Origin of the sequence: Paenibacillus sp. 1011MAR3C5, from assembly GCF_003591485.1 — a bacterium.
Lineage (GTDB): Bacteria > Bacillota > Bacilli > Paenibacillales > Paenibacillaceae > Pristimantibacillus.
This window is the reverse complement of sequence record NZ_QZCF01000001.1, coordinates 520,178-540,717: the sequence shown is the minus strand read 5'-3', so window position 1 is coordinate 540,717 and position 20,540 is coordinate 520,178. Positions and strand designations below refer to the sequence as shown.

The following is a 20,540-nucleotide window of genomic DNA, read 5'->3' as shown; positions in this document are numbered from 1 at the left end:
TCAATTTGGATTGCTGGAAGGAAGGGATTAATAGGATCGAACAAGATATTTTTGAAGGATATGCTAAGCGGAGGTTTTCTAGTTTACCACTATCGAGCTGCCCTATGCCGTAAGCATAGGAGTAACTCGGTGGTGGTTTTTTATTTGTTCTGTATAAATAGGGAAGACTAGGAAGGAAGAGGCTCCGAACAGCCTCATTTAGTTTTGTTTCTTTGGTATTTGTTAATTATTTTAGGATTTTGCAGCGGAAAATTGAAGCGTATACTTTGGATTAAGAAAAATTTGAGGAGGTCAAAAATCATGAAATTGAAATCGCTTACTTTTACCCTAGTACTAGCAACTGGACTTATTTTATCAGGCTGTTCCCAGGATAACGGTGGTAAAAAGAATGAAAACACGCTAACGATTTACACAGCACGAAGCGAGAGCTTGAACAATGCGGTCATCCCTAATTTTGAGAAGGATACGGGTATTAAAGTCGACATCGTTGTCGCAGGTACAGGCGAGCTGATCAAGCGCGTAGAATCTGAGACGAACAACCCGATGGGAGATATTTTGTGGGCAGCTGACGAGACGATGCTTTCCAGCAAAAAAGAGCATTTCGAAAAATATGTATCAACTGAAGATGAGCATATGATTCCGGCATTCCGCAATAAGACAGGTTATTTTTCGGCAGCTTTTGCTGACCCGACTGTATTTATCGTAAATAAAAATATCGTCGGCGATGTGCAGGTAAAAGGCTTTGAAGATCTTTTGAACCCAGCGCTAAAAGGTAAAATTTCCTTCGGTGATCCATCGGCATCCAGCTCCGCATTCCAATCGCTGGCAGCGATGCTTTATGCAATGGGTGACGGCGACCCAATGTCCGACAAGGCTTGGGACTTCGTAGAGAAGTTTATCGCTAATTTGGACGGTAAAATTGCAGGCAGCTCTGGCCAAGTTCACAAAGGTGTAGCTGACGGCGAGTACCCTGTTGGTCTAACTTGGGAGGACCCAGTTGTTCAATACATGAATAACGGCGCTCCTGTAGATGTTATTTTCCCGGTTGAAGGCGCTATCTTCCCTGGCGAATCCGTTCAAATTATTAAAGGTGCAAAAAATATGGAAAATGCACAAAAGTTTATTGATTACGTGCTTTCCGACAAGGTTCAAACTTTAGTAGGCTCTGAGCTTACGGTTAGACCACTTCGTGACGGCGTTAAATTGGCAGATTACATGGTTCCAACTGACAGCATTGTTCTTGCTAAAAACTATGACGAAGCTTGGATTTCGGAAAACAAAGATAAAATTACGGCTAAATTTACGGATTTGCTAGAAAGATCAATGGATTAATCGTTTTTCGAAAGTAGAGCAGTTTATACGCTACTTATAAGCTGCTCTATCTTTATTAAGGATTGAAAGGATGACGAACATGAGTGTATCTATTATAGTCGACAACGTGGTGAAGAAGTTTGAAGATACAACGGTCATTAATAAGCTCTCTTTGCAAATAAAGCCGGGTGAGCTATTTACGCTGCTAGGACCATCAGGCTGTGGAAAAACGACTCTTTTGCGCATGATTATCGGGTTCAATTCCATCGATGGCGGCAGCATTAGAATTGCAGACAAAGAGATTAACCATATACCAGTGAGCAAGCGTAATATGGGGATGGTGTTCCAAAACTATGCGATCTTCCCGCATATGTCTGTCAAAGACAATATCGCTTTTGGGCTAAAAAATCGCAAGCTAGGCAAGGAAGAAATGGAGAAGCGGATTAACGATATTTTAGGCGTCGTTCATATTGAGAAATATAAGGATCGTATGCCAGATAAGCTTTCCGGCGGACAACAGCAGCGTGTAGCATTGGCAAGAGCGATTGTTATCCACCCGGAAGTATTGCTTATGGATGAACCGTTATCTAATCTTGATGCGAAGCTGCGCGTGGAAATGCGCAATGCGATTAGAAGCATTCAACAGCAGGTTGGCATTACTACCGTCTACGTCACGCATGATCAGGAGGAAGCGCTTGCGATATCTGATCGCATTGCCGTTATGAATGGCGGAGTTATTCAGCAAATTGGAACGCCAAAGAGCATTTATGAGCGTCCAGCCAATATTTTTGTATCCAAATTTATCGGTACATCAAATGTATTGAAAGTAAAGCTAAAAGTAGAGAACGGCGAAAAATATATTCAACTAAGCGATAATTATCAAGAAAAGATGGCGAATCTGAAGGATCAAGCAAAACCCGGCGATACAGTCTTAGTATCGGTCAGACCTCAGGAATTTATGATTAATGAGGAAAAGGTTGGATTGAAGGGAAAAGTGATTAGAAGCATGTTCCTTGGCGTTAATACGCATTACTTTATTGATCTGGAGCAAGGTGAAGAGGTAGAGGTTATCCAGGATGCCGACGCAGTGGAGCTAATTCCGGAAGGGGCTACCGTATATTTGAAGGTAAAGCCAACTAAAATCAACGTTTTCAGCAGCGAGGATGAAACAACACTAATTAAAGTAGGTGGGATCAATGAAAGCAAATAAAAAGCCGTTTCATATTTGGAACACCTCCACCTTGCTTATTTTATGTATATTTTTGCTTTTCATTGCGTTTCCGCTTTTTCTAGTTTTAAAGAAAAGTGTGATTGATCCCGGGACCGGACAATTTACCTTTGAATACTTGAGCAAGTTTTTCGAACGGAAATTTTATTGGATTACGATTTTAAACAGCTTCAAGGTAACAGTGGCTGCTACGCTGCTATCTATGGTTATCGGTTTGCCGCTGGCCTACATGATGCGGAAAGTAAAAATTAAAGGCAGTAAGTTTATTGAAATCTTTGTTATTATTTCGTATATTTCTCCCCCATTTATCGGCGCCTATGCATGGATTCAGCTATTAGGACGCAGAGGTGTAATCACGGAGTTCGTCAATAATTTGTTCGGCACGCAGTTTGATGGGATTTACGGATTTGCAGGCATTGTATTGGTGCTATCTTTGCAATCGTTTCCACTCATCTATCTTTATATCTCGGGCGCGCTGAAAAATCTGGATAACTCGCTCAATGAAGCCGCAGAGAGTCTTGGCTATTCGAATTTCCAGCGTATTTTCAAAATAATTATCCCGCTCATTATCCCAACCATGCTCGCTAGCGCGCTCCTTGTCTTTATGAGAGTCATTGCGGACTTTGGTACGCCGATGCTGATTGGCGAAGGCTACCGCACCATCCCGGTTTTGATCTATACGCAGTTTATGAGTGAAGTAGGCGGCAATGATGGATTCGCTGCCGCGTTATGTATGATCTTTATAGTTGTAACGTTAGTTCTGTTTCTAGTCCAGCGCATCGTAGCCAGCCGCTTCTCCTATTCGATGTCGGCGCTAAAGCCAATGTCTGTTGAAAAGGTAAAAGGCTTTAAAAATATTTTGTCTCATGCATTTGTTTATTTCGTTGTTTTATTAGCGATTCTTCCGCAGCTAGTCGTAACGTTTACTTCTTTTTTGGAAACGAAGGGAGGCCAGGTTTATACCGGGAACTTCTCTTTCGACAATTACAGAAATATTTTGTTTTTGAAAAATACGGCTGTCATTTGGAATACTTATAAAATGGGTATTATCGCGATCATCATTATCGTCGTGCTAGGGGTATTGATTTCTTATTTAACAGTAAGGAAGAAAAATGCCATTACGAATATACTAGATACGGTTTCGATGTTCCCGTTCATTATTCCAGGATCGGTACTAGGAATTTCGTTTATTTTTGCCTTTAGTGATAAGCCGTTTGTGCTGAGCGGTACAGTGTTAATTATGGTTATGTCGTTCGTCATTAGAAGGATGCCGTACACGATTCGTTCAAGTACAGCGATTATTGGCCAAATCAGCCCAAGTCTTGAAGAAGCAGCGATTAGCCTTGGCGCATCAGAGGCGAAGACATTCCGTAAGGTAGTTGTGCCGATGATGATGCCAGGGGTTATGGCAGGAGCAATTATGAGCTGGATTACGGTTATAAGTGAATTGAGCTCCTCGATTATATTGTATACGAGCGGTACGCAAACCCTTACTGTATCGATCTATACGGAGGTAATTCGTGGTAATTACGGTAATGCATCCGCATACTCAGCAATATTGACTGTAACGTCAATTATCTCGTTATTACTATTCTTCAAGCTGACAGGCAAACGCGAGGTAAGTGTATAGTTAGCTGGACGTGGAGAACATCAACGAATTGTGTTCGTTGCTTACATTAGCCATATTTGATAATTTAAGATTATATAAATATGGCGCGGGGCGAAATTCAAGAATGCTGCGGCCGATAACTTCAGAAAATTAAGAGCAGCCTTGCAACGGAGGCTGTTCTTTTTAAAAGATAAGACAGTGTCACATTTTCTAACGAATCTCAAGCATCGTGATTGTTTTAGGGTAAAGGGGAAATGAATATGCAAAAAAGCTTTAGAGACTACATGAAAAAAGTGTTTCTCAAATATTCGATCATTACGATCGCTCTTATTTTCACCTTGTATATTCTATCCCTATACGTCACGTTTATGGTTGTCGTCGTCAAGAAAAACAATCAGGTCAATGACCGGATCCGCGCTACTGTCGCATATGAGTTTTCCAGGTATCGCAATACACTTGATAAGCTCGTCCAGAATGAAGCTTTTCAGCAGGTGACAGAGGGGCGATCGCAATTATTGGAAGTGAATCATATATTGTATCCGTTTATTAAATCCAGACCATTTAAAGGGAACTTTGTTCTTTTCGATAAAAATGGGAATATCGTCACCACTAGTCTTTACAAAGGGAATGTAGAAGCGTTAAAAAGTGACTATTTGATGCAAAGCTTACTAAGAGATACGGATCTAAGAGATGGGATAGAGCGAACCGTTGATTATTCGTTGTTTAAGGAAGGACAAAGCAGCTCCTATTTTTTCGCTAAAGCGATTATGACAGATGAAAATATTCAAGGCTATTTATTCTTTTTTCTTGAAGATCTCGGCCGCTACTTTCAGCATTCAGCAGATTTGGTTGCGATAACAGACCGGTTTGACCAAGCGATTTATGTATCTGATCAAAAGCTGCTGGCTCATGTCGGCAAGGTAAACAAGCACTACCTTGAAGGAAATACAGCTACGATTGATAATAATACTTACTATGTAACGAGCCGCACGATTCATGATCAAGATATTCATATTATAAACATGCTATCGATTAACACGTTCAAACAATCGGTGTGGATCGGGCTGATTTCTTTTATAAGTATCGGCGTAGTTATGATTATTGTTATTTATTTGGTTCTGCCTAAAATTATGAGGCAAAGCCTGCAATCCGTAGATTCGTTAATTCACTTTATTCAAAAGCCCTCCAAGGGGATGAAGTCTCAGGCCTTTGAAGAGTTTCAAATGATTCAGGATGAGTTCCTAATTAAAATGGATCAAATTCAATCCTTAATGCAAAGCAATGTAGAAATAGCAGAGATGAAGAGGAAAATGGAAATAAAGCAGCTGGAGGCGCAATTCAATCCGCATTTTGCTTTTAACGTATTGGAGATGCTGCGTTTTGAAATTTTATTCGATCCTCAGAATGCATCGGAAATTGTCGTTTCATTTGCCAACTTGTTAAGGTACAACATCCATTATGGAAGCACGATGGTTCCTGTTGAAACCGATATCAAATATGTAGAGGATTATTTGAAACTGCAAAAAATGCGCTTTAACCGACGGTTGGATTATTCGATAGATGTGGATGAATCTATAAGGGATATAAAAATTCCAAAGCTTATTATTCAGCCGCTCATCGAGAACAGTATAAAGCACTGCATCGAGGACACGGCTCATTTGGATATTGCGATTAGCATTTTACGTAAAGACGATTATATATATCTGGCTGTAAAGGATAATGGGAAAGGAATTGAGCCGGACAGGCTGGCTTTGCTTCAGCAATCGCTCGAGCGGGGAACGAATGACACGGAGCACTACGGTATTTTTCATTCGCATCGCGTCGTTCAGCTCATTTATGGCGAGCAGTTCGGGATGACGATTGACAGCGTTCATGGAGAAGGAACGAATGTTGAAATCAAGATACCTTTAAATAAAGGGGATTGATAGCATGTATAGAGTGCTTATCGCGGAAGATGAGGACATCATTCGCAAAGGACTTACCTATAAGGTGGATTGGCTGAACAATAACTGTGTAGTCGTTGGCAGTGCGATCGATGGGAATGATGGGCTGGATAAAATAAAAGAGCTAAAGCCTGACATCGTGATCACCGATATAAGGATGCCTTTTAAGGATGGAATTATCATGCTGGAGGAAGCACTGGCTGTACATGATTTTGAAACGATTATTATTTCAGGGTACAGTGAATTTGATTATGCCCAAAAAGCGATTTCGCTGGGAGTCAGTGAATACATTTTAAAGCCGATTGATTTTAGATTGCTTGATATAGCGATTCGGAAAACTAGAAAGAAAATCGATGCAAGGCAGCATGAAGAAAAGAAGCATGAATACCTTCATATGTATCAGGAGGTGCTCGATGTTGAAGCCTTATCGGTTCATTCCACCTATGTATCGGCCATGCTGGACTATATTAAAGGAAATTACCCGCATAGAGTTTCGATAACGGATCTGAGCGAAAAATTGCAGGTATCCACGGTGTATCTGAATGCCAAGTTCAAGGATGAAACGAACTATACGTTTAATGATTTTTTAAACCGGTACAGAATTATTAAAGCGATTGATTTTATGGAAAATAGCGGCAAGCTTATATACGAAATCGCGGAGCTGGTAGGGTTTAAGGAATACAAGTATTTTAGTCAAGTGTTCAAGAAGTATGTCGGGTATTCTCCTACTCATTTTACGAAGTAAAGATGGTGGCGCCAGGCGGGCAGGCAATAGAATAGGACGGCGCTTCGATCAAGATTGGACTACAGCAGTTGTAGTCCAATCTTTTCGATTTTGTAAGACAATAAGAATAATCTGCCATCATCACGCTTCCCGAGGCGCGTACTTCAGATCAATCGGGTTGAGCTTGGCGTTGGGAGGGCTCCACTTCGGCGGGCCGTATTTGCGCATGTAGCCTAGCGTGTTGAGATAATCGTTCACAGGCTGTTCTTCATCCAGCGTGCGGAACAGCTCCCAACATGCGATGACATCATTGAGTGCGCGATGTCCGCCGACCAACGGGATGGCATAGCGATCGCACATATCTTTCAGCGTATGCGGATAGACATGTCTATCCCTGCTGATGGTCAGTGTATCCATGAAATCATTGCGGAAAGAACGGCCCGCGATCCGCATCAAGGAATGATGCAGGAAGCTCAGATCGAATTGTGCATTATGAGCCACTAGCACTTGGTCACCAACGATCATCCGGTTCAAGATACGGAATGCGGTTTCTTCATCCATCCCGCATGCCGTCATATCGTCGGTAATGCCGGTGAGCTCAGTGATTTTTGGCGACAGTTTGCCGTCATATTGGACAAGCGTACTGAACTCGCTGGCGACCTCGCCATTGACGACTCGAATGGCCGCCATCTCGATGACGCGGTCGTTTTTGGGATCGAGTCCGCTCGTCTCGAAGTCAAATACGGTAAAGGAACGTTCATGCAACAGGGTCATGCGTATTCACCACTTTTTTATGTAAATTCGTAGAGCACTATCCTTATAACTTCTACACGCATGCCCGATCCCCTTCTCCAAAACGCGAAAAGCCCCGGGATCGGCTCGCTCGATAGCGGCTTCCCAGGGCAGTGTAGAGCTTGGTTTAGTGATTGTTGCCGGAGGCATTTCCTTTTTTGTCCGAAGATTTGGTTTTGGTGTTTTTGTTGGCATGTCCTTGCTGCTTCGCCATGATATCGACCTCCTTTCTATGTGGCATCTATAGTGTGCGGTTGAGGGGGAGCGGATTATTCAGCATGAATTCATCCGGCTTCGCAATTCTCTCTTTCTATCTTCTATGAATGTGATACACTGTTGGTAGATTATAGACGTACATAAGATGCTTTATTCAACGGAGGAACGTCAAATGCGACTTGGGGAAGTCTTGCAGCGAATTTGGAGTGGGATAAAAGGCGGGGATTTGCAGCCGGAGCGAAGGCTCGGCAAGGAAGCGGTTACGGCACTCATTATTCATAGTTGCTTTCAGTTAGGCGCGTCCATGTCCGGATTGTTCTTGAACTTGTATTTGTGGAGGCTGACTGAGGATCTGGTCATAAATGCCGTCTACAATATAATCAGCTTCATCATTACGCCTATAGCCTTTGCTGTCGGCGGTTGGATATCGAAAAAATACGATCGCATGGTGACTTACCGGTTCGGTATTGTCATGATTGCGTTTTTTTATTTGCTTGTTATTTTGGCGCAGGAGCAAGTGCCGAATTATTATATCTGGTTTGCGATCTTTAATGGTTTTGCATCGGGATTCTATTGGACGGGGTATCTGGTGCTTCAATATGATGTATCGACGGAGGCTAACCGGATTCGTTTTCTGGCAATTAATATGGTCACGTTCAACTCTGCCGGACTTGCTGGTCCTGCACTCGCGGGCTTTGTGATTCAACGGAATGACGGTCTGTCAGGGTATATTATGATATTTACGGTTGCGTTTATCATGTTTGTCATTGCCGCGCTGATCAGCTTCCGGATTCCGACGATCAAGACGCATCACAAAACGTATTATTTAAAGCTGATGGGCGAGGTCATGCGGCGCAACAAACGATGGGTCAAAGGCTTGTACAGCTTTCTGGTACTCGGCTTGTTCCAGGGCATCATGCTGTTCTTGCCTAACATTCTGCTCTTCCAGGCTGTTAATCGGGAGGACTGGGTTGGTTATCTCGGCGTTTTCTTCTCCTCGTTGACGGTCGCGACAGGTTATGTGATCTCACGCAAGGCTCAAAAGGAAAATGTACGCAGATACGTATTGCTGGCGACGACGGGTACAGTACTGGGCGCGGCTTTGCTGCTCATACAAGTGGAGTTATGGTCTGTTGTCCTGTTCATGATTTTGTTCTCTATTTGCAATCCGCTTGCGATCAACACGCTGACCTCTTATTACTACCGAATCATCGGAGAACTGCCGTTAAAAGGCCAGCTTCGCATCGAATCGGTCGTCATGCGAGAGCTGTTCCTGAACATCGGACGGGTGCTGTCGATCACATTGCTTGCGATCTTCGGCTCTGATCTGGAATCGATCTGGATGCCGATTATCCTGTTCGGCGCTGCCTTAATGCAATATGCACTGGCTTGGCTTATATCCGAGGATCAGCCTAAGCCGGCGGCGGAGCGGGCTTCGTAAGCGATAGAGCTTTCATCATAACAAGAAGCAGCGGGCCTAACCCGCTGCTTCTTCTCGTAGTTCGATAACTGCTATAACTTTCTGCGCTTATAAAAGACAATGAAGAGACAAGAGAGCAGCAGGAGGGCAGCGGATATAGCTGCCATTATGGCTTCCTTCTCGCTGCCTTCGTTCAGCGCTGCGGTGTCGCCGGGGAAGCGGCCGCCGCCCAAGCCGCCCATGCCTTCCGGTCTTGCGCCGCCCATAAAGCCGCCTTGTCCGGCTTGGCCTTGGAAGCCGCCTTGCGGATTTCTGCCGGCTTCATTGCCATTCGACTGGGCTGCATTGGGATCCTGCTGCGCATTGCCGTTCTGACTGTCAGGAGCATTCTGCCCCTGCGCATTGCCGTTCGGATCGGCGGGCTGGCCTGCATTTGGAGTGTTCTGTCTTTGAGCGGTGCCGTTCACGCCCCCCTCCGGCTGAGACGCATTTGGCGTGGATTGTTGCGGAGAAGAGCCGTTCTGAGCGTTCGTCTCCGTCGCGAGTATGAATTGTCCGCTTTGCCTGCTTGGCAGATTGGCTGCTTGAACGTTTCCGTTCGAAGAAGAGGCACTGCCTGAGCTGTCATTCTCAGGAAGCGTGCGAGCCTCTGGGGTGGTTCCGCCCGGGAAGCCACCTTCTGGCGGCGTAAAGTCCTCCGGCATTTCGCCACCTGGGAAGCCGCCTTCTGGCGGTGTAAAGCCCTCCGGCATTTCGCCGCCTTGCTGGGCTAGGCCCGCGTTGCCATCAGCATTTGTGTTGGCGTCGGTATTCACGTTGCCGTTGGCACCGGCTTGGCCGCCCGGACGGCCCATGCCGCCGCCGAACCCTCCGCCGCCAAAGCCGCGGCTGCCGCTGCCGGAGCCGTCGCCAGACGAAGGCTCCGTGCCATCGAGCTGCTTGGCAATGCTGGCAGTCTGCGTCTCCGTGAAGCTCAGCAATTGCTGCACGCCTTGCTCATACTGCTCGTATGTCACGAAGGCCGTCGGATCGGCTTTGACATACTCCGAAATCATAGCCTTCAGCTCTGCGACCCTCACCTCGAAGCGGCTGCTCTCCAGATAGCCGTCCAGCATCTCCGAGATGATCTCGTGATACCTCTCCTTGTAGGCATCGACAGCGAGCAGCTTGCTGACGAGCGGGCGATCCGCTACAGCGCCTGTCGTAGGCTCGTCGATCAGGATGCTCGACCCGCCGAAGCCTCCGAAAGCCATATTGTAGTCCCAAGGCAGGACAGAGAACATACCGTTCAGTTCATACAGGTAGTAATTATGCTTCTTCTCGGACAAGTAGCTGTCCATATTGCCGATGACGGCGTTCAGCGCAATATATTTCAGCGCATTGTCAGTATTCAGCACTTGATCATAGCTGCTTCCGTTATTCAGCTCGTCCAGCATGGCGAGTAGAGCCTCATCATTGCGCTTATCGGACTTCACATCGAGTCCGGTGTAGGCTCCCGCAGTCTCCAGCCATGTCAGCTCGCTGCCATTGCCTCCGTTGGCTTTGTACAACGTGCCGTATGCCTTGCCGAAATGACGTTCCAAATAAGCATCGCCGATCTGTTCCACGGCAAGATAGAAGCCCCATAGCTCGCCGTTCACATATACGTTGACGTAGGAGCGTTTTGGCGTGGGCAATCCCATCTCCTCCGCCAATTCGTAGGATAAAAATTCTTGCATATAGCTGTTGTCGCTGTAGTTGTTGTTCAGATTGACCTTGCTGATGCCGCCAAGCGTCTGATTGACGTATTCATCGAACGAGATCTTAAAGCTGTAGCGGTCCGAGTCGGCCATATTCACGACACTGTTCAGGCTAAGATTGCCTTTGGTCCGAATGGCTGCATTCTCGAAGGTCTCGCCGTTGTATTCCACTGTCGCTTGCTTGAATTGCTCCGCTGCGGCATTGTCCAGCATATCCTGAAAGTCGTCAGGATCAACTGTTATCTTTACATCGACAATCTTATCCTGTGGAAAATAACGCTCATCGAGCAGCTGCTCATTCGCAGATACCGTCTGTGCGCCGAACGTTCCCGTTACGCCGGTGTCCATGGCCAGCGCGACGCCGACGAGGGCGACGACGATCAGAAGCGTCATCAGACGGGCCGCGTATTGACGGATTGCTCCCATCGGTTCATCCCCTCCATTTCCTAAGATACATAATCTCCGTTATAGCTGATCAAGACGGCGCTGCGCACGCCTGGCAATGCGCTCAATTGGTTCACGAAGCGGCCCGTATGGTCCTTCAGTCGAAGCTCCAGCGTGAGCTCGATCGAGCCTGCGGATACGTTCTTCTGCTTGACGTTGAAGCGCTTGGCATGCTGGCTCACATGCTTGTGCAGCAGCTCTTCGCCTTCATCGCTTTCAACATGGGCTACGAGCAGGAATGGTGTCTCCGCGGTGCCGCCTTTTACGAAGAAGAAGAGGATCAGACCGACAATCACCGAGCCGATAATGGCGAGATTGTAGAAGCCTGCGCCCGTTACGATGCCCGCTACAGCTGCCCAGAACAGGAAGATGAGGTCAGTCGGGTCTTTGATTGGTGTACGGAATCGGACGATGGACAAGGCGCCGACCATACCGAGCGACAGCACCAGATTGGAGTTGATCGCAATAATGACAACTGCCGTAATCATGGTCATGCCGATTAGCGAGACGTTGAAGCTTTTGGAATAGAGCACGCCGCTGAAGATGCGGCGGTAGAGCAGGTAGATGAACAGTCCAATGATGAAGGCGATGGCCAGCGTCAGCAGGATTTTGCTAAGGCTGATGTCCGACGCGAAATTGTCCATCACCGAATTGCGTATAATATCCGAGAAATTAGTTGATTGCTGAGATGTATCCATTTTAATAATCCTCCCATGAGTTCGATTTCAAATATTTGCGGCAAATGACATACTTGGAAGCGGATTGGCGGTTCAAGCCTTCCAGTTGAATCGCGGTCTGGATCGCCGAAGGCATGTATTCGTCAAACTTGACCTCCAGAATGATCAGGTTCTGGTCAAGCGCTCGGATTGGAGCCAGCTCCGGGTCGAAGATGTCGGTCGCATGCAGTCCGGTGCGGAGTTCCTTGTCGAACGTAATGCGCACGTTGCCGTGCTCGTTCACATAAGGCTCACGCACATAATCGACAATGACTTTGGGCGCCAGAAGGCTGTGCTTCATCCGGTCATGGATTTCAAGCAGCAAGGGCTTGCGGCCTTCTTGGAGGACGCTGTTGTCTCCGGCGAGCAAGGCGTCGTACATCTGACGGGTAAGCGGCTCCTTTACTTTGGCGATGTAGTCCTTGAATTTTATTTTTTTCTCAAAATGAATGATGCCGTCGGAATGGTTGTAGATGCGAATGCGGTATTTGGCCCGGTCGCGGATGCCGCCCAGCTTCTCGTGCAGCGCCGTGTTATGGATATCGTCGAAGTAGAGGCTTCGGATATGATATTCGCCGCCGACTCCGGCATGCTTGTCTCGCTTCATTAGCCCTTTCAGCCGCTGGCGGATTATGAAATGCTGATGATGGTTAATCATAAACTTTAGCTCATTGCGGTATTGGAGATCTCCGTTCATTTTTTTCACACCTCGTTTCGATCGCTTCTCTGTAACCACTGCTATTGTATAAATCTTTACTTATTCTTAACTTAAGGCCCGCTGAAAGATTGCTGAATGCGCGTCAAGAGACGGTTATGTTAAGCTTTGGCTAACGAATGGACGAAGGTGAAGGTGATCGGAATGAAGAAGGAAGGACTCATTATCGCTTTGTGTGCGATTGTCATTATTGCCGTGTTCTTCTGGGTGGAAGGCAGGAAGAATGAGTCGCTGGACAAACCGCATTCTCTCGTCATGAATGTGGGGGAGGATGCGGCGACGGTTCGGTCGTTCACGTGGCAGAGCGGCAGCAAGCTGAACAGAAGCTTGATTCAATATGTGGAGAGCGAGAGCCAAGAGGTGGACTGGGAAAGCGCACATGCGGAGACAGTGGAAGGCACATTCGATCTGATTGATATAGATGGCAACCGGCGCATGGTACATCAGGCAACCATATCCGGTCTGCAAGCAGACAAGATTTATGCTTACCGGGTCGGGGACGGATCAGAGCAGGGATGGAGCGGGACGGAGCTGTTCTATACTATTACGGACTCGAATGCGGATGGCGGATTTGCTTTTATTAATGTAACGGATTCTCAAGGAGAGACAGAAGAGGACTTCAAGCTGTGGGGGGATACACTGAAGCAAGCGATCCGGAGTGTGCCGGATGCCGCCTTTATTGTCCATAATGGTGATCTGACGGAAAATCCGAAGGATATGGGGGCATGGGACGCATTCTTTCGCGAGGCTGCGCCATGGCTGTCCTCGGTTCCGCTGATGCCGGTCACTGGCAATCATGACGAGGTGGACGGAGATGCGGAGCCGTTCGTCTCGTTGTTCCATGTGCCGGACAATGGCGCGACGGACTCGCTGGACGGGACAACCTATTACTTCGACTATGACGATGCCCGGTTCATCATGCTCAATACGGAATCCAATATAAACGGCCAGACGGAGTGGCTGGAGGATGTGCTGGAGAAGAATACGCGGAAGTGGATCATCGTCTCCCTTCATAGGGGGCCGTACGGGGGCAATCTGAACAAGAACATCGGGGAATGGGTGGAGCTGTTCGATCGCTACGAGGTGGATTTGGTGCTGCAGGGACATAACCATGAGTATGCGCGCTCCTATCCGCTAAGAGACGGCAAGATCGCAACCGGAGACGATTCACATGTGCGGGGGCGCGCCGGAACAGTCTATGTTGTTACGAATGCAGCCGGTGAGAAGCTGAATGAGAAGAAGAAGGACCAGTTCTACCACAAGGTGCATATCCAGAATGGCAAAAGGATGTTCGTCGCTATTCGAATCAGCGGGAACATCCTCCGGTATGAGGCGTATGATACAGACGGCAAGCTATGGGATGAATTCGTGCTGGAGCACACGTTGCCATAGCTCTTATGAACACTTATTGATGCGGGCCTAGAGGTTGATCGTCATTCAAGGGAAGTGTGATAAGAAACGAAGTCCCCACGCCAATTCCGCTAACCACCTCAATATGCCCGTGATGGGCCTCAACAATTGATTGCGTAATCGCTAGACCGAGTCCGGTTCCGCCTCGCGCGCGCGAGCGGGACTCATCCCCCCGATAGAAGCGCTCGAAAACATACGGGAGATGACCGGGAGCAATGCCGGAGCCGTTATCCCGAACTTCGAGGCGAGCGGTATCGCCGCTGTCGCTCAGAATGACCTCGATAACTCCGGTCTCGGCATCGGTATGCTGAACGGCATTATGGAAGAGGTTCAGCACAACCTGCTTAAGCTTGTCCCGGTGAATGAGTGCCGTGACTTTGGTAGTGGCTTGTACAACGTAGCGCCGATTACCGGCCAACAGGGCGAGCTGGGGCTCCATCTCTTCCAGCAGCAGATCGAGTCGTGCCGCTTCCAGCTTGAGCGGTGCGGGCTGCTCAAGCCTGACCAGCTGAAGCAAGTCCTCCACCAGCTTGTTGACTCTCACCGATTCCGTCTTCATGCTGGCGAGCGCGCGCATAAGCTGCTCCTTATCCGCAGCCGCCCCTCTTAGCAGCACCTCGATGAATCCGTGGAGGGAAGTTAACGGCGTCTTCAGCTCATGGGACGCGTCTGCGATAAAACGTCTCATTCGTTCATTAGTCGCGCGTTCTTGCGCGAATGCGGCATCGAGGCGCACAAGCATGCTGTTGAACGCTTCGGACAAGGAGTCGATCTCGGATTGTCCTTGCCGCTCCGGCAGCCGCGTGTCCAGGCTTCCTGCATCTGTCAGTTCTGCTGCCCGAACGATCTTGGAGAGCGGATGCAGCGTTCTTCTCAGCAATGGCAAATACAGTAGCAGTCCCGCGATCAGAGCCGCTGCGGCAAGCGCGGCGAAGATAGCGACCTGTGTAAGCAGCTGATTGCGCAGCGATTCCGTCTCAACGGCGGCTTGCAGCATGCTGCCTCTGTCGCCGGGGCGGGCTGCCATACGGAATACGGCCATATATTGTTTTCCATTGTCTGACGTGATGAGCTGATAATCGGAACGTTCTCCGGCTTGAAGCTTCTTACGGATCTCATGGTACCCCTCGATGTCAAGCAGCGGTGTTTCCTTCCGATCGATGCTGCCGTCTTCGGTTACCGGCTGCGCTTCCCCCGATTCCTCAATAAAGATTAAAGAAAATCCAGGCTGAAATAATAAGGGAGAATCCGGCCGCACTCTGCCGGGATGGCGGATGCCCGGCTCCTTGACGCCCGGCCGGTATAGATCGGGCGGCAGCGACATGAGCTGTGCGTTCAGCGCCTCTGCTTTGTTGCGGTATAGGAAATCTCTCATGAACAGGAATTGCAGAGTACCGATTAGCACGAACAAGGCTGCCAGCACTAGCAAGGATCGGACAAGAAGCTGGAGCCGAAGCGAACCGGGCCGAAGTATGCGGCGGAAGATGCCGATATGCTCTCTCATGGCAAGTCCATCCGATATCCAGCGCCGCGTTGCGTGCGGATTAAGCGGTGGTCCTTGTCGCCGAGCTTGTCGCGAAGGGAACGGATGTAGACCTCGACGATATTTTGCTCCCCGCCAAAATCATAGCCCCAAACCTTCTCCAAAATCAGCGATTTGCTCAGCACAACGCCATGATTCATCACAATATATTTTAGAAGCTCATATTCCGTGGGCGACAATTCCACAGCTTCCTCCCGGTAACGAAATTCTTTGCGCTTATCATCGATCCGGAAGGGGCCGTAGGTCACTTCGCCAAGCAGATTGGGAAATTGATTGCGCAATCTGGCGTGAATCCGCGCCAGCAGCTCCTCGAAGCTGAATGGCTTGATCAAGTAGTCGTCCGCCCCCAGCGACAAGCCATAGACGCGATCCTCCACCTCATCCTTGGCGGTTAACATTATGACCGCCACTTGCGATCCCGCTTGCTTGAGTTCCCGGCACACCGCAAATCCATCCATATCCGGCATCATGACATCCAATATGACGACATGCGGCTGGAATTCGCCCGAAGCTTGAAGCGCGCTTCGGCCGTCTTCGGCTGTTGCGATCTGCGCCCCTTCATTCGCCAGTCCCATTTCCAAAAATTGCACGATAGCCGCCTCGTCATCTACAACGAGAATTTTGATTCCATTAAGCGTTCGCATCCGTTGTCCTCCACTTGATCACTTGTCCCTCTATTATGAGCGTAAGCATGTTAATATCCAACACATTGCAGCCAAAATAGGGCGAAATTCAGCAAATTTTCAGCTTGCGGATTTTTTTTCATTTGGATGAAATGAAATGCGATTTTTGGGGATAGTAACGGTGGTAGCAACAATCCAATCCAGGCTGACAAAAGGAAGGTGCAAACGAATGAAGGATAAGCAAGTTGAATCTTATACAAAAAAGAAAGTGGGCGCGGGGTGGCGCTCGGCCAAATACTTAAGCGTGGCAATCATTACGCTTGCGCTGATGTTCAGCTTGCCGAATACCTCTCTTGCTGTAGGCAAACGTGCGAAAGGACCTGATGTCTATGTCATTCAAGGCATGCTCAAGTCGATCGGCAGCTATAGTGGTCCTATCGATGGCTACTATGGCCCTGCAACGGTCCGCGGCGTCAAATATTATCAAAAAACGCATGGTCTGGCTGTAACAGGTTCAGTGGATGTAAAAACGCTGCAATCCATTAGCTATTCATACTCGACGGCTAAAGGCGCAGCAGGCAAAGCGAAAGCTCATGCGAAGAGCAAAGCACAAGGCGGCAAAGCTGGTGCAGGCGCAGGCGGCGGAGCTGGTGGCGGCGCAGGCGGCGGAGCTGGTGGCGGTGCAGGCGGCGGAGCTGGTGGCGGTGCAGGCGGCGGAGCTGGTGGCGGTGCAGGCGGCGGAGCTGGTGGCGGCGCAGGCGGCGGAGCTGGTGGCGGCGCTGGCGGCGGTGCCGGTATCGACGGCGGCAAAGGCGGCATCGGCGGTGGTGAAGGCAAAGGCGGTATTGGCGGCGGAGCAGGCAAAGGCGGCAACGTTGGCGGTGTCGGCGAAGGCAAAGGCGGCAATATCGGCGGTGGTGAAGGCAAAGGCAAAGGCGGCAACATCGGCGGAGGCGGAGCAGGCAAAGCACCAGGCGGCAACGTCGGCGGAGGCGGAGCAGGCAAAGCGCCAGGCGGCAACGTCGGCGGAGGCGGAGCAGGCAAAGCGCCAGGCGGCAATGTTGGCGGTGGCGGAGCAGGCAAAGCGCCAGGCGGCAATGTTGGCGGCGGCGGAGCAGGCAAAGCGCCAGGCGGCAATGTTGGCGGCGGCGGAGCGGGCAAAACGACTCCAGGCGGCAAAGTTCCGCCAAGCGGCAAGATCGACAGCCAGCCGCGCAGCCAGCAATAACAGGTAAACGATATAAGCCGTCTCGTTCGGTTCTCCATATGGAGACTGCCGGCCGGGGCGGCTATTTCCCATGAACGCGACTAGAGGCGAGTGGATGGGCGACCCAAAAAAGGTTAAACTATCATTACCGTATTCTAGCAAGCGAAATGGAGCAACGAGATGAACAATTGGAGCGTGAAAAAACAAGCCAACGCCATTTTGATTTTATCGGGCGTAGGCATCCTGGCGGCGTTCCCCTTCCAGCACACGTTTGCGGGAGGGCTGTTATTCGCCATATTCAGCGCTGGGACGATTGGCGGACTGGCAGATTCTTTTGCAATTAGCGCATTATTCGGTGATCCTCTGCGGATCAAGTGGCCGAAATGGATGGGCACTCATATTATTTCCCGTAATAAAGAGCGGCTGATTGGCGAGCTTGTCGACATGGTGGAAAAGGAGCTGCTGACGGTTGCATCGATTAAGGCTACGCTTGCGGAGCATGATCTTGGCGCCGTGCTTGTCCGCTACTTGTCCGAGAGCGGCGGGAGCGAAGAGGTGCAGCAATTCGCTGGCAAGCTGGCAGGCGATCTGCTGGAGAAGGTCGAGCCGGCCCAGTTGGCCGGAGGTATTGAGCGATTCGCCTATGACCATGCCGGCTCCTTGCAGGTATCCGATGTGCTGGCGGACGTAGGGGAATGGACAATTCGCAATGGCTATGATGATAAAATCATCGCTTTTGTCGTTCAGCCACTGGTGCAGCTCGTGAAGTCTGAGCCGTTCCGGGCGCTGATTGAGCAATTCGCCGAATCTGCGATCCGCTCTTATGAAGGCGAGAAGCTGCGCCGCAGACTGGTCGACTTCACAGCGGGCTTGAATGCACCCGCTATAAGCGTGAAGGTTCAGGATTGGCTGGCCGCATTTATCGAACAGTTCGCTGCAGAGGATCATCCGCAGCGCCAGAGCTTTAAGCTGTTTCTTGCCGAGTTCGTACGCAGGCTTCGTGAGGATGAAGCGCTTCGCCAGAGCATTGAGGCCGGGAAGCTGAACATTCTGGTCAAGATTCAGCAGAATGTCCCGCTGGAGGAGCTGCTGAAGGCCCGTATCGAGAAGGCGCGGGCAGCACTCATGGCCGCTGCTCAAGAAGAGGGAGCGCCTCAGGCATCTCCGCTTGGCTGGTTGCGCCAAGAGATCGACAAGGGGCTGGAGCAATTAAAAACGCGAAACGACCTTCAGCAAGCTCTCGACACGGGCGTCAAGTCGCTGTTGCTCGGCTGGATTGAGGATAAGCATGCACTTATCGGGCGTATAGTGAGAGAGAAGCTGGATTCTTTTTCAGAGGATGAGCTTATTGAATTGATCAAGGAAAAAGCAGGCAAGGATCTGCAATATATTCGGCTGAACGGGATGATTGTAGGCGGGCTGGTCGGCCTCATTCTCTATCTGCTCACGTTCTGGATCAGGGGTCGATGACATGACGATGAGACGCAAAGCTAACCTAAGCTTGCTGCTGCTGGCTGTATTATTCATCGGAGCGGCTGCCCTGACGTACTGGTATCCCGGCAGATGGTGGTCCAAGCTGCTGCTGTATTCCGCGGAAGCGGGATTGGTAGGCGCGCTGGCCGATCTGTTTGCAGTAACCGTGTTGTTCCGTCATCCGCTAGGCATGCGCTGGGTTCCGCATACGGCGATCATTCCGCGCAATCGGACGAAGCTGGTCGAAGGCGTTGCGGCGATGGTGGAGGAACAATTACTCAGCAAAAGCATGATCAAAGATAAGCTGATGGCCTACAGCATCGTGGATGCCATCATCGGCTGGGTGGATCGTAAAGGCAGCGGCGGCATGGGTATTGCCGAGAAAGGCTGGGAGCTGTTGGTTTCCTGGCTGAAGGGAACGGATACCGAGAAGCTGGCGGGTAAGCTGGATGGATATGTTCGGGGATCGCTTCGAGGCATGGATTTGTCCCGTTATGGCGGGAGAGGGCTTCGCTGGCTGCTGGTGAACAGCGATTTTCAGAAGTGGATGGGCCAGGTCGTCGATTATGCGGCGAAGCGGGTGGCTAGTGAGGATACGAAAAAAGCGATTCGCTCCATGCTGGTGAAGGAAAAGGACAACTTCGTCTCCGAAGGCGGCTCCTTCACCAAGTGGCTTAAGCGCAAGCTGGTCGATTTCGCAGAAGCGGCTGATGCCCTTAATCTGGATGATGCTGCAAATACGCTATATAATGATCTGCAATCGTTTATGAACGACTTGAGGGATCCGAAGCATGAGCTTCGCGTGCTGGTAGAGGTCCGGCTGATGGATCTTGCCGAGAAGCTGGAGACAAGCGAGGATATGGCAGCGACGATTGAGACCTGGAAGCTTGAGCTGCTGGATGAGCTGTCGCTTCAACCTTCCATCCATGCGCTGCTGGACAGCATGAGAGGCATGCTGCTTGCGGGCAGCGAGCTGAAGTATCTCGCGGCGGAAGAGCGCCAGCTTCATGTGGACGATGTGAAAAACTGGCTGTCGGAGCTGATCGGCGCGTATTGGGAGGCGTTCAAGGCGGATGAGGAGACCAAAGCTCAGCTCGATCGCTACTTGAAGCAATTCATCAACGGCATCATGGAGCAGGAGCATGCCTTGATCGGGCGTATTGCACGCAAGACGCTGGAGGGTTTTACCGAGGAGCGGCTGGTAGAATTTATCGAAAGCAAGGTCGAAACGGATCTTCAGCGTATTCGGTTGAACGGCGCTTTTATCGGAGCCGGGGTGGGGGCGCTTATCTTCGTGTTCCTGCATGGGATCTATGGACCTTTGCTGGAGTATCTATTTTAGGAAAGTACTGGAGGGAAAGTCTGTACCGCTTGGCGGTATGGGCTTTTTTTTTTCGCGGAATGGACACATTACCCTGAAAAGAATT

Annotated in this window: 16 protein-coding genes; 10 read left to right on the top strand and 6 right to left on the bottom strand. The window is 49.5% G+C overall.

The window, feature by feature from the left end:
- The first annotated feature begins 300 nt into the window (after window positions 1–300).
- The 5 genes from D3P07_RS02460 to D3P07_RS02440 all read left to right on the top strand — a co-directional run bounded on the left by D3P07_RS02460 (window position 301) and on the right by D3P07_RS02440 (window position 6,836).
- On the top strand, window positions 301–1,332 hold the full coding sequence (locus tag D3P07_RS02460) for an extracellular solute-binding protein (RefSeq protein ID WP_119798485.1): 1,032 nt from the start codon (window positions 301–303) through the stop codon (window positions 1,330–1,332).
- Window positions 1,333–1,411: 79 nt separating this feature from the next.
- Window positions 1,412–2,521, top strand: coding sequence for an ABC transporter ATP-binding protein (locus D3P07_RS02455; protein ID WP_119798484.1), 1,110 nt, complete (start codon window positions 1,412–1,414; stop codon window positions 2,519–2,521).
- Window positions 2,508–4,169 carry an ABC transporter permease gene (locus D3P07_RS02450; protein ID WP_119798483.1) on the top strand — a complete coding sequence of 554 codons (1,662 nt, stop codon included), beginning with the start codon at window positions 2,508–2,510 and terminating at the stop codon, window positions 4,167–4,169. The genes D3P07_RS02455 and D3P07_RS02450 overlap by 14 nt, the downstream gene beginning before the upstream one ends.
- A gap of 233 nt (window positions 4,170–4,402) precedes the next feature.
- Complete coding sequence (locus D3P07_RS02445; protein WP_119798482.1) at window positions 4,403–6,073, top strand: sensor histidine kinase; 1,671 nt, start codon at window positions 4,403–4,405, stop codon at window positions 6,071–6,073.
- 4 nt (window positions 6,074–6,077) lie between these two features.
- On the top strand, window positions 6,078–6,836 hold the full coding sequence (locus tag D3P07_RS02440) for a response regulator transcription factor (RefSeq protein ID WP_119798481.1): 759 nt from the start codon (window positions 6,078–6,080) through the stop codon (window positions 6,834–6,836).
- A 120-nt stretch (window positions 6,837–6,956) separates the two neighbouring features.
- On the opposite strand, the gene D3P07_RS02435 is transcribed toward D3P07_RS02440, so the two are convergent.
- Window positions 6,957–7,589, bottom strand: a complete 633-nt coding sequence (locus tag D3P07_RS02435; RefSeq protein WP_119798480.1) for a 3'-5' exonuclease — start codon at window positions 7,587–7,589, stop codon at window positions 6,957–6,959.
- A 406-nt stretch (window positions 7,590–7,995) separates the two neighbouring features.
- Between D3P07_RS02435 and D3P07_RS02430 the strand changes: the two genes are divergently transcribed.
- The gene (locus tag D3P07_RS02430; RefSeq protein ID WP_119798479.1) at window positions 7,996–9,264 is read left to right on the top strand and encodes an MFS transporter; all 1,269 of its coding nucleotides are present in this window, start codon (window positions 7,996–7,998) and stop codon (window positions 9,262–9,264) included.
- Window positions 9,265–9,335: 71 nt separating this feature from the next.
- On the opposite strand, the gene D3P07_RS02425 is transcribed toward D3P07_RS02430, so the two are convergent.
- From D3P07_RS02425 to D3P07_RS02415, 3 genes are read right to left on the bottom strand one after another with little or no spacing between them, the layout of a single operon-like run.
- Window positions 9,336–11,408 (bottom strand): CotH kinase family protein, encoded by a 2,073-nt coding sequence (locus tag D3P07_RS02425; RefSeq protein ID WP_119798478.1) that lies wholly within the window; start codon window positions 11,406–11,408, stop codon window positions 9,336–9,338.
- Window positions 11,409–11,428: 20 nt separating this feature from the next.
- On the bottom strand, window positions 11,429–12,124 hold the full coding sequence (locus D3P07_RS02420; RefSeq protein WP_119798477.1) for a DUF4956 domain-containing protein: 696 nt from the start codon (window positions 12,122–12,124) through the stop codon (window positions 11,429–11,431).
- Between the two features lies 1 nt (window position 12,125).
- Window positions 12,126–12,839 (bottom strand): polyphosphate polymerase domain-containing protein, encoded by a 714-nt coding sequence (locus D3P07_RS02415; RefSeq protein ID WP_119798476.1) that lies wholly within the window; start codon window positions 12,837–12,839, stop codon window positions 12,126–12,128.
- Window positions 12,840–12,965: 126 nt separating this feature from the next.
- Between D3P07_RS02415 and D3P07_RS02410 the strand changes: the two genes are divergently transcribed.
- Entirely contained in the window at window positions 12,966–14,249 is a 1,284-nt protein-coding gene (locus D3P07_RS02410; protein WP_259391303.1) for a purple acid phosphatase family protein, read from the top strand.
- Between the two features lie 13 nt (window positions 14,250–14,262).
- Here the strand turns inward: D3P07_RS02410 and D3P07_RS02405 are convergent, their stop codons facing one another.
- Both D3P07_RS02405 and D3P07_RS02400 read right to left on the bottom strand, forming a co-directional pair.
- Window positions 14,263–15,771 carry a sensor histidine kinase gene (locus D3P07_RS02405; RefSeq protein ID WP_119798475.1) on the bottom strand — a complete coding sequence of 503 codons (1,509 nt, stop codon included), beginning with the start codon at window positions 15,769–15,771 and terminating at the stop codon, window positions 14,263–14,265.
- The gene (locus D3P07_RS02400) at window positions 15,768–16,454 is read right to left on the bottom strand and encodes a response regulator transcription factor (RefSeq protein WP_119798474.1); all 687 of its coding nucleotides are present in this window, start codon (window positions 16,452–16,454) and stop codon (window positions 15,768–15,770) included. The genes D3P07_RS02405 and D3P07_RS02400 overlap by 4 nt, the downstream gene beginning before the upstream one ends.
- Window positions 16,455–16,662: 208 nt before the next feature.
- Here D3P07_RS02400 and D3P07_RS02395 point away from each other — a divergent pair, with 208 nt between their 5' ends.
- The 3 genes from D3P07_RS02395 to D3P07_RS02385 all read left to right on the top strand — a co-directional run bounded on the left by D3P07_RS02395 (window position 16,663) and on the right by D3P07_RS02385 (window position 20,455).
- Entirely contained in the window at window positions 16,663–17,661 is a 999-nt protein-coding gene (locus D3P07_RS02395; protein WP_119798473.1) for a peptidoglycan-binding domain-containing protein, read from the top strand.
- 159 nt (window positions 17,662–17,820) lie between these two features.
- Complete coding sequence (locus D3P07_RS02390) at window positions 17,821–19,110, top strand: DUF445 domain-containing protein (protein WP_119798472.1); 1,290 nt, start codon at window positions 17,821–17,823, stop codon at window positions 19,108–19,110.
- A gap of 1 nt (window position 19,111) precedes the next feature.
- Window positions 19,112–20,455, top strand: coding sequence for a DUF445 domain-containing protein (locus tag D3P07_RS02385; protein ID WP_119798471.1), 1,344 nt, complete (start codon window positions 19,112–19,114; stop codon window positions 20,453–20,455).
- Window positions 20,456–20,540: the final 85 nt, after the last annotated feature.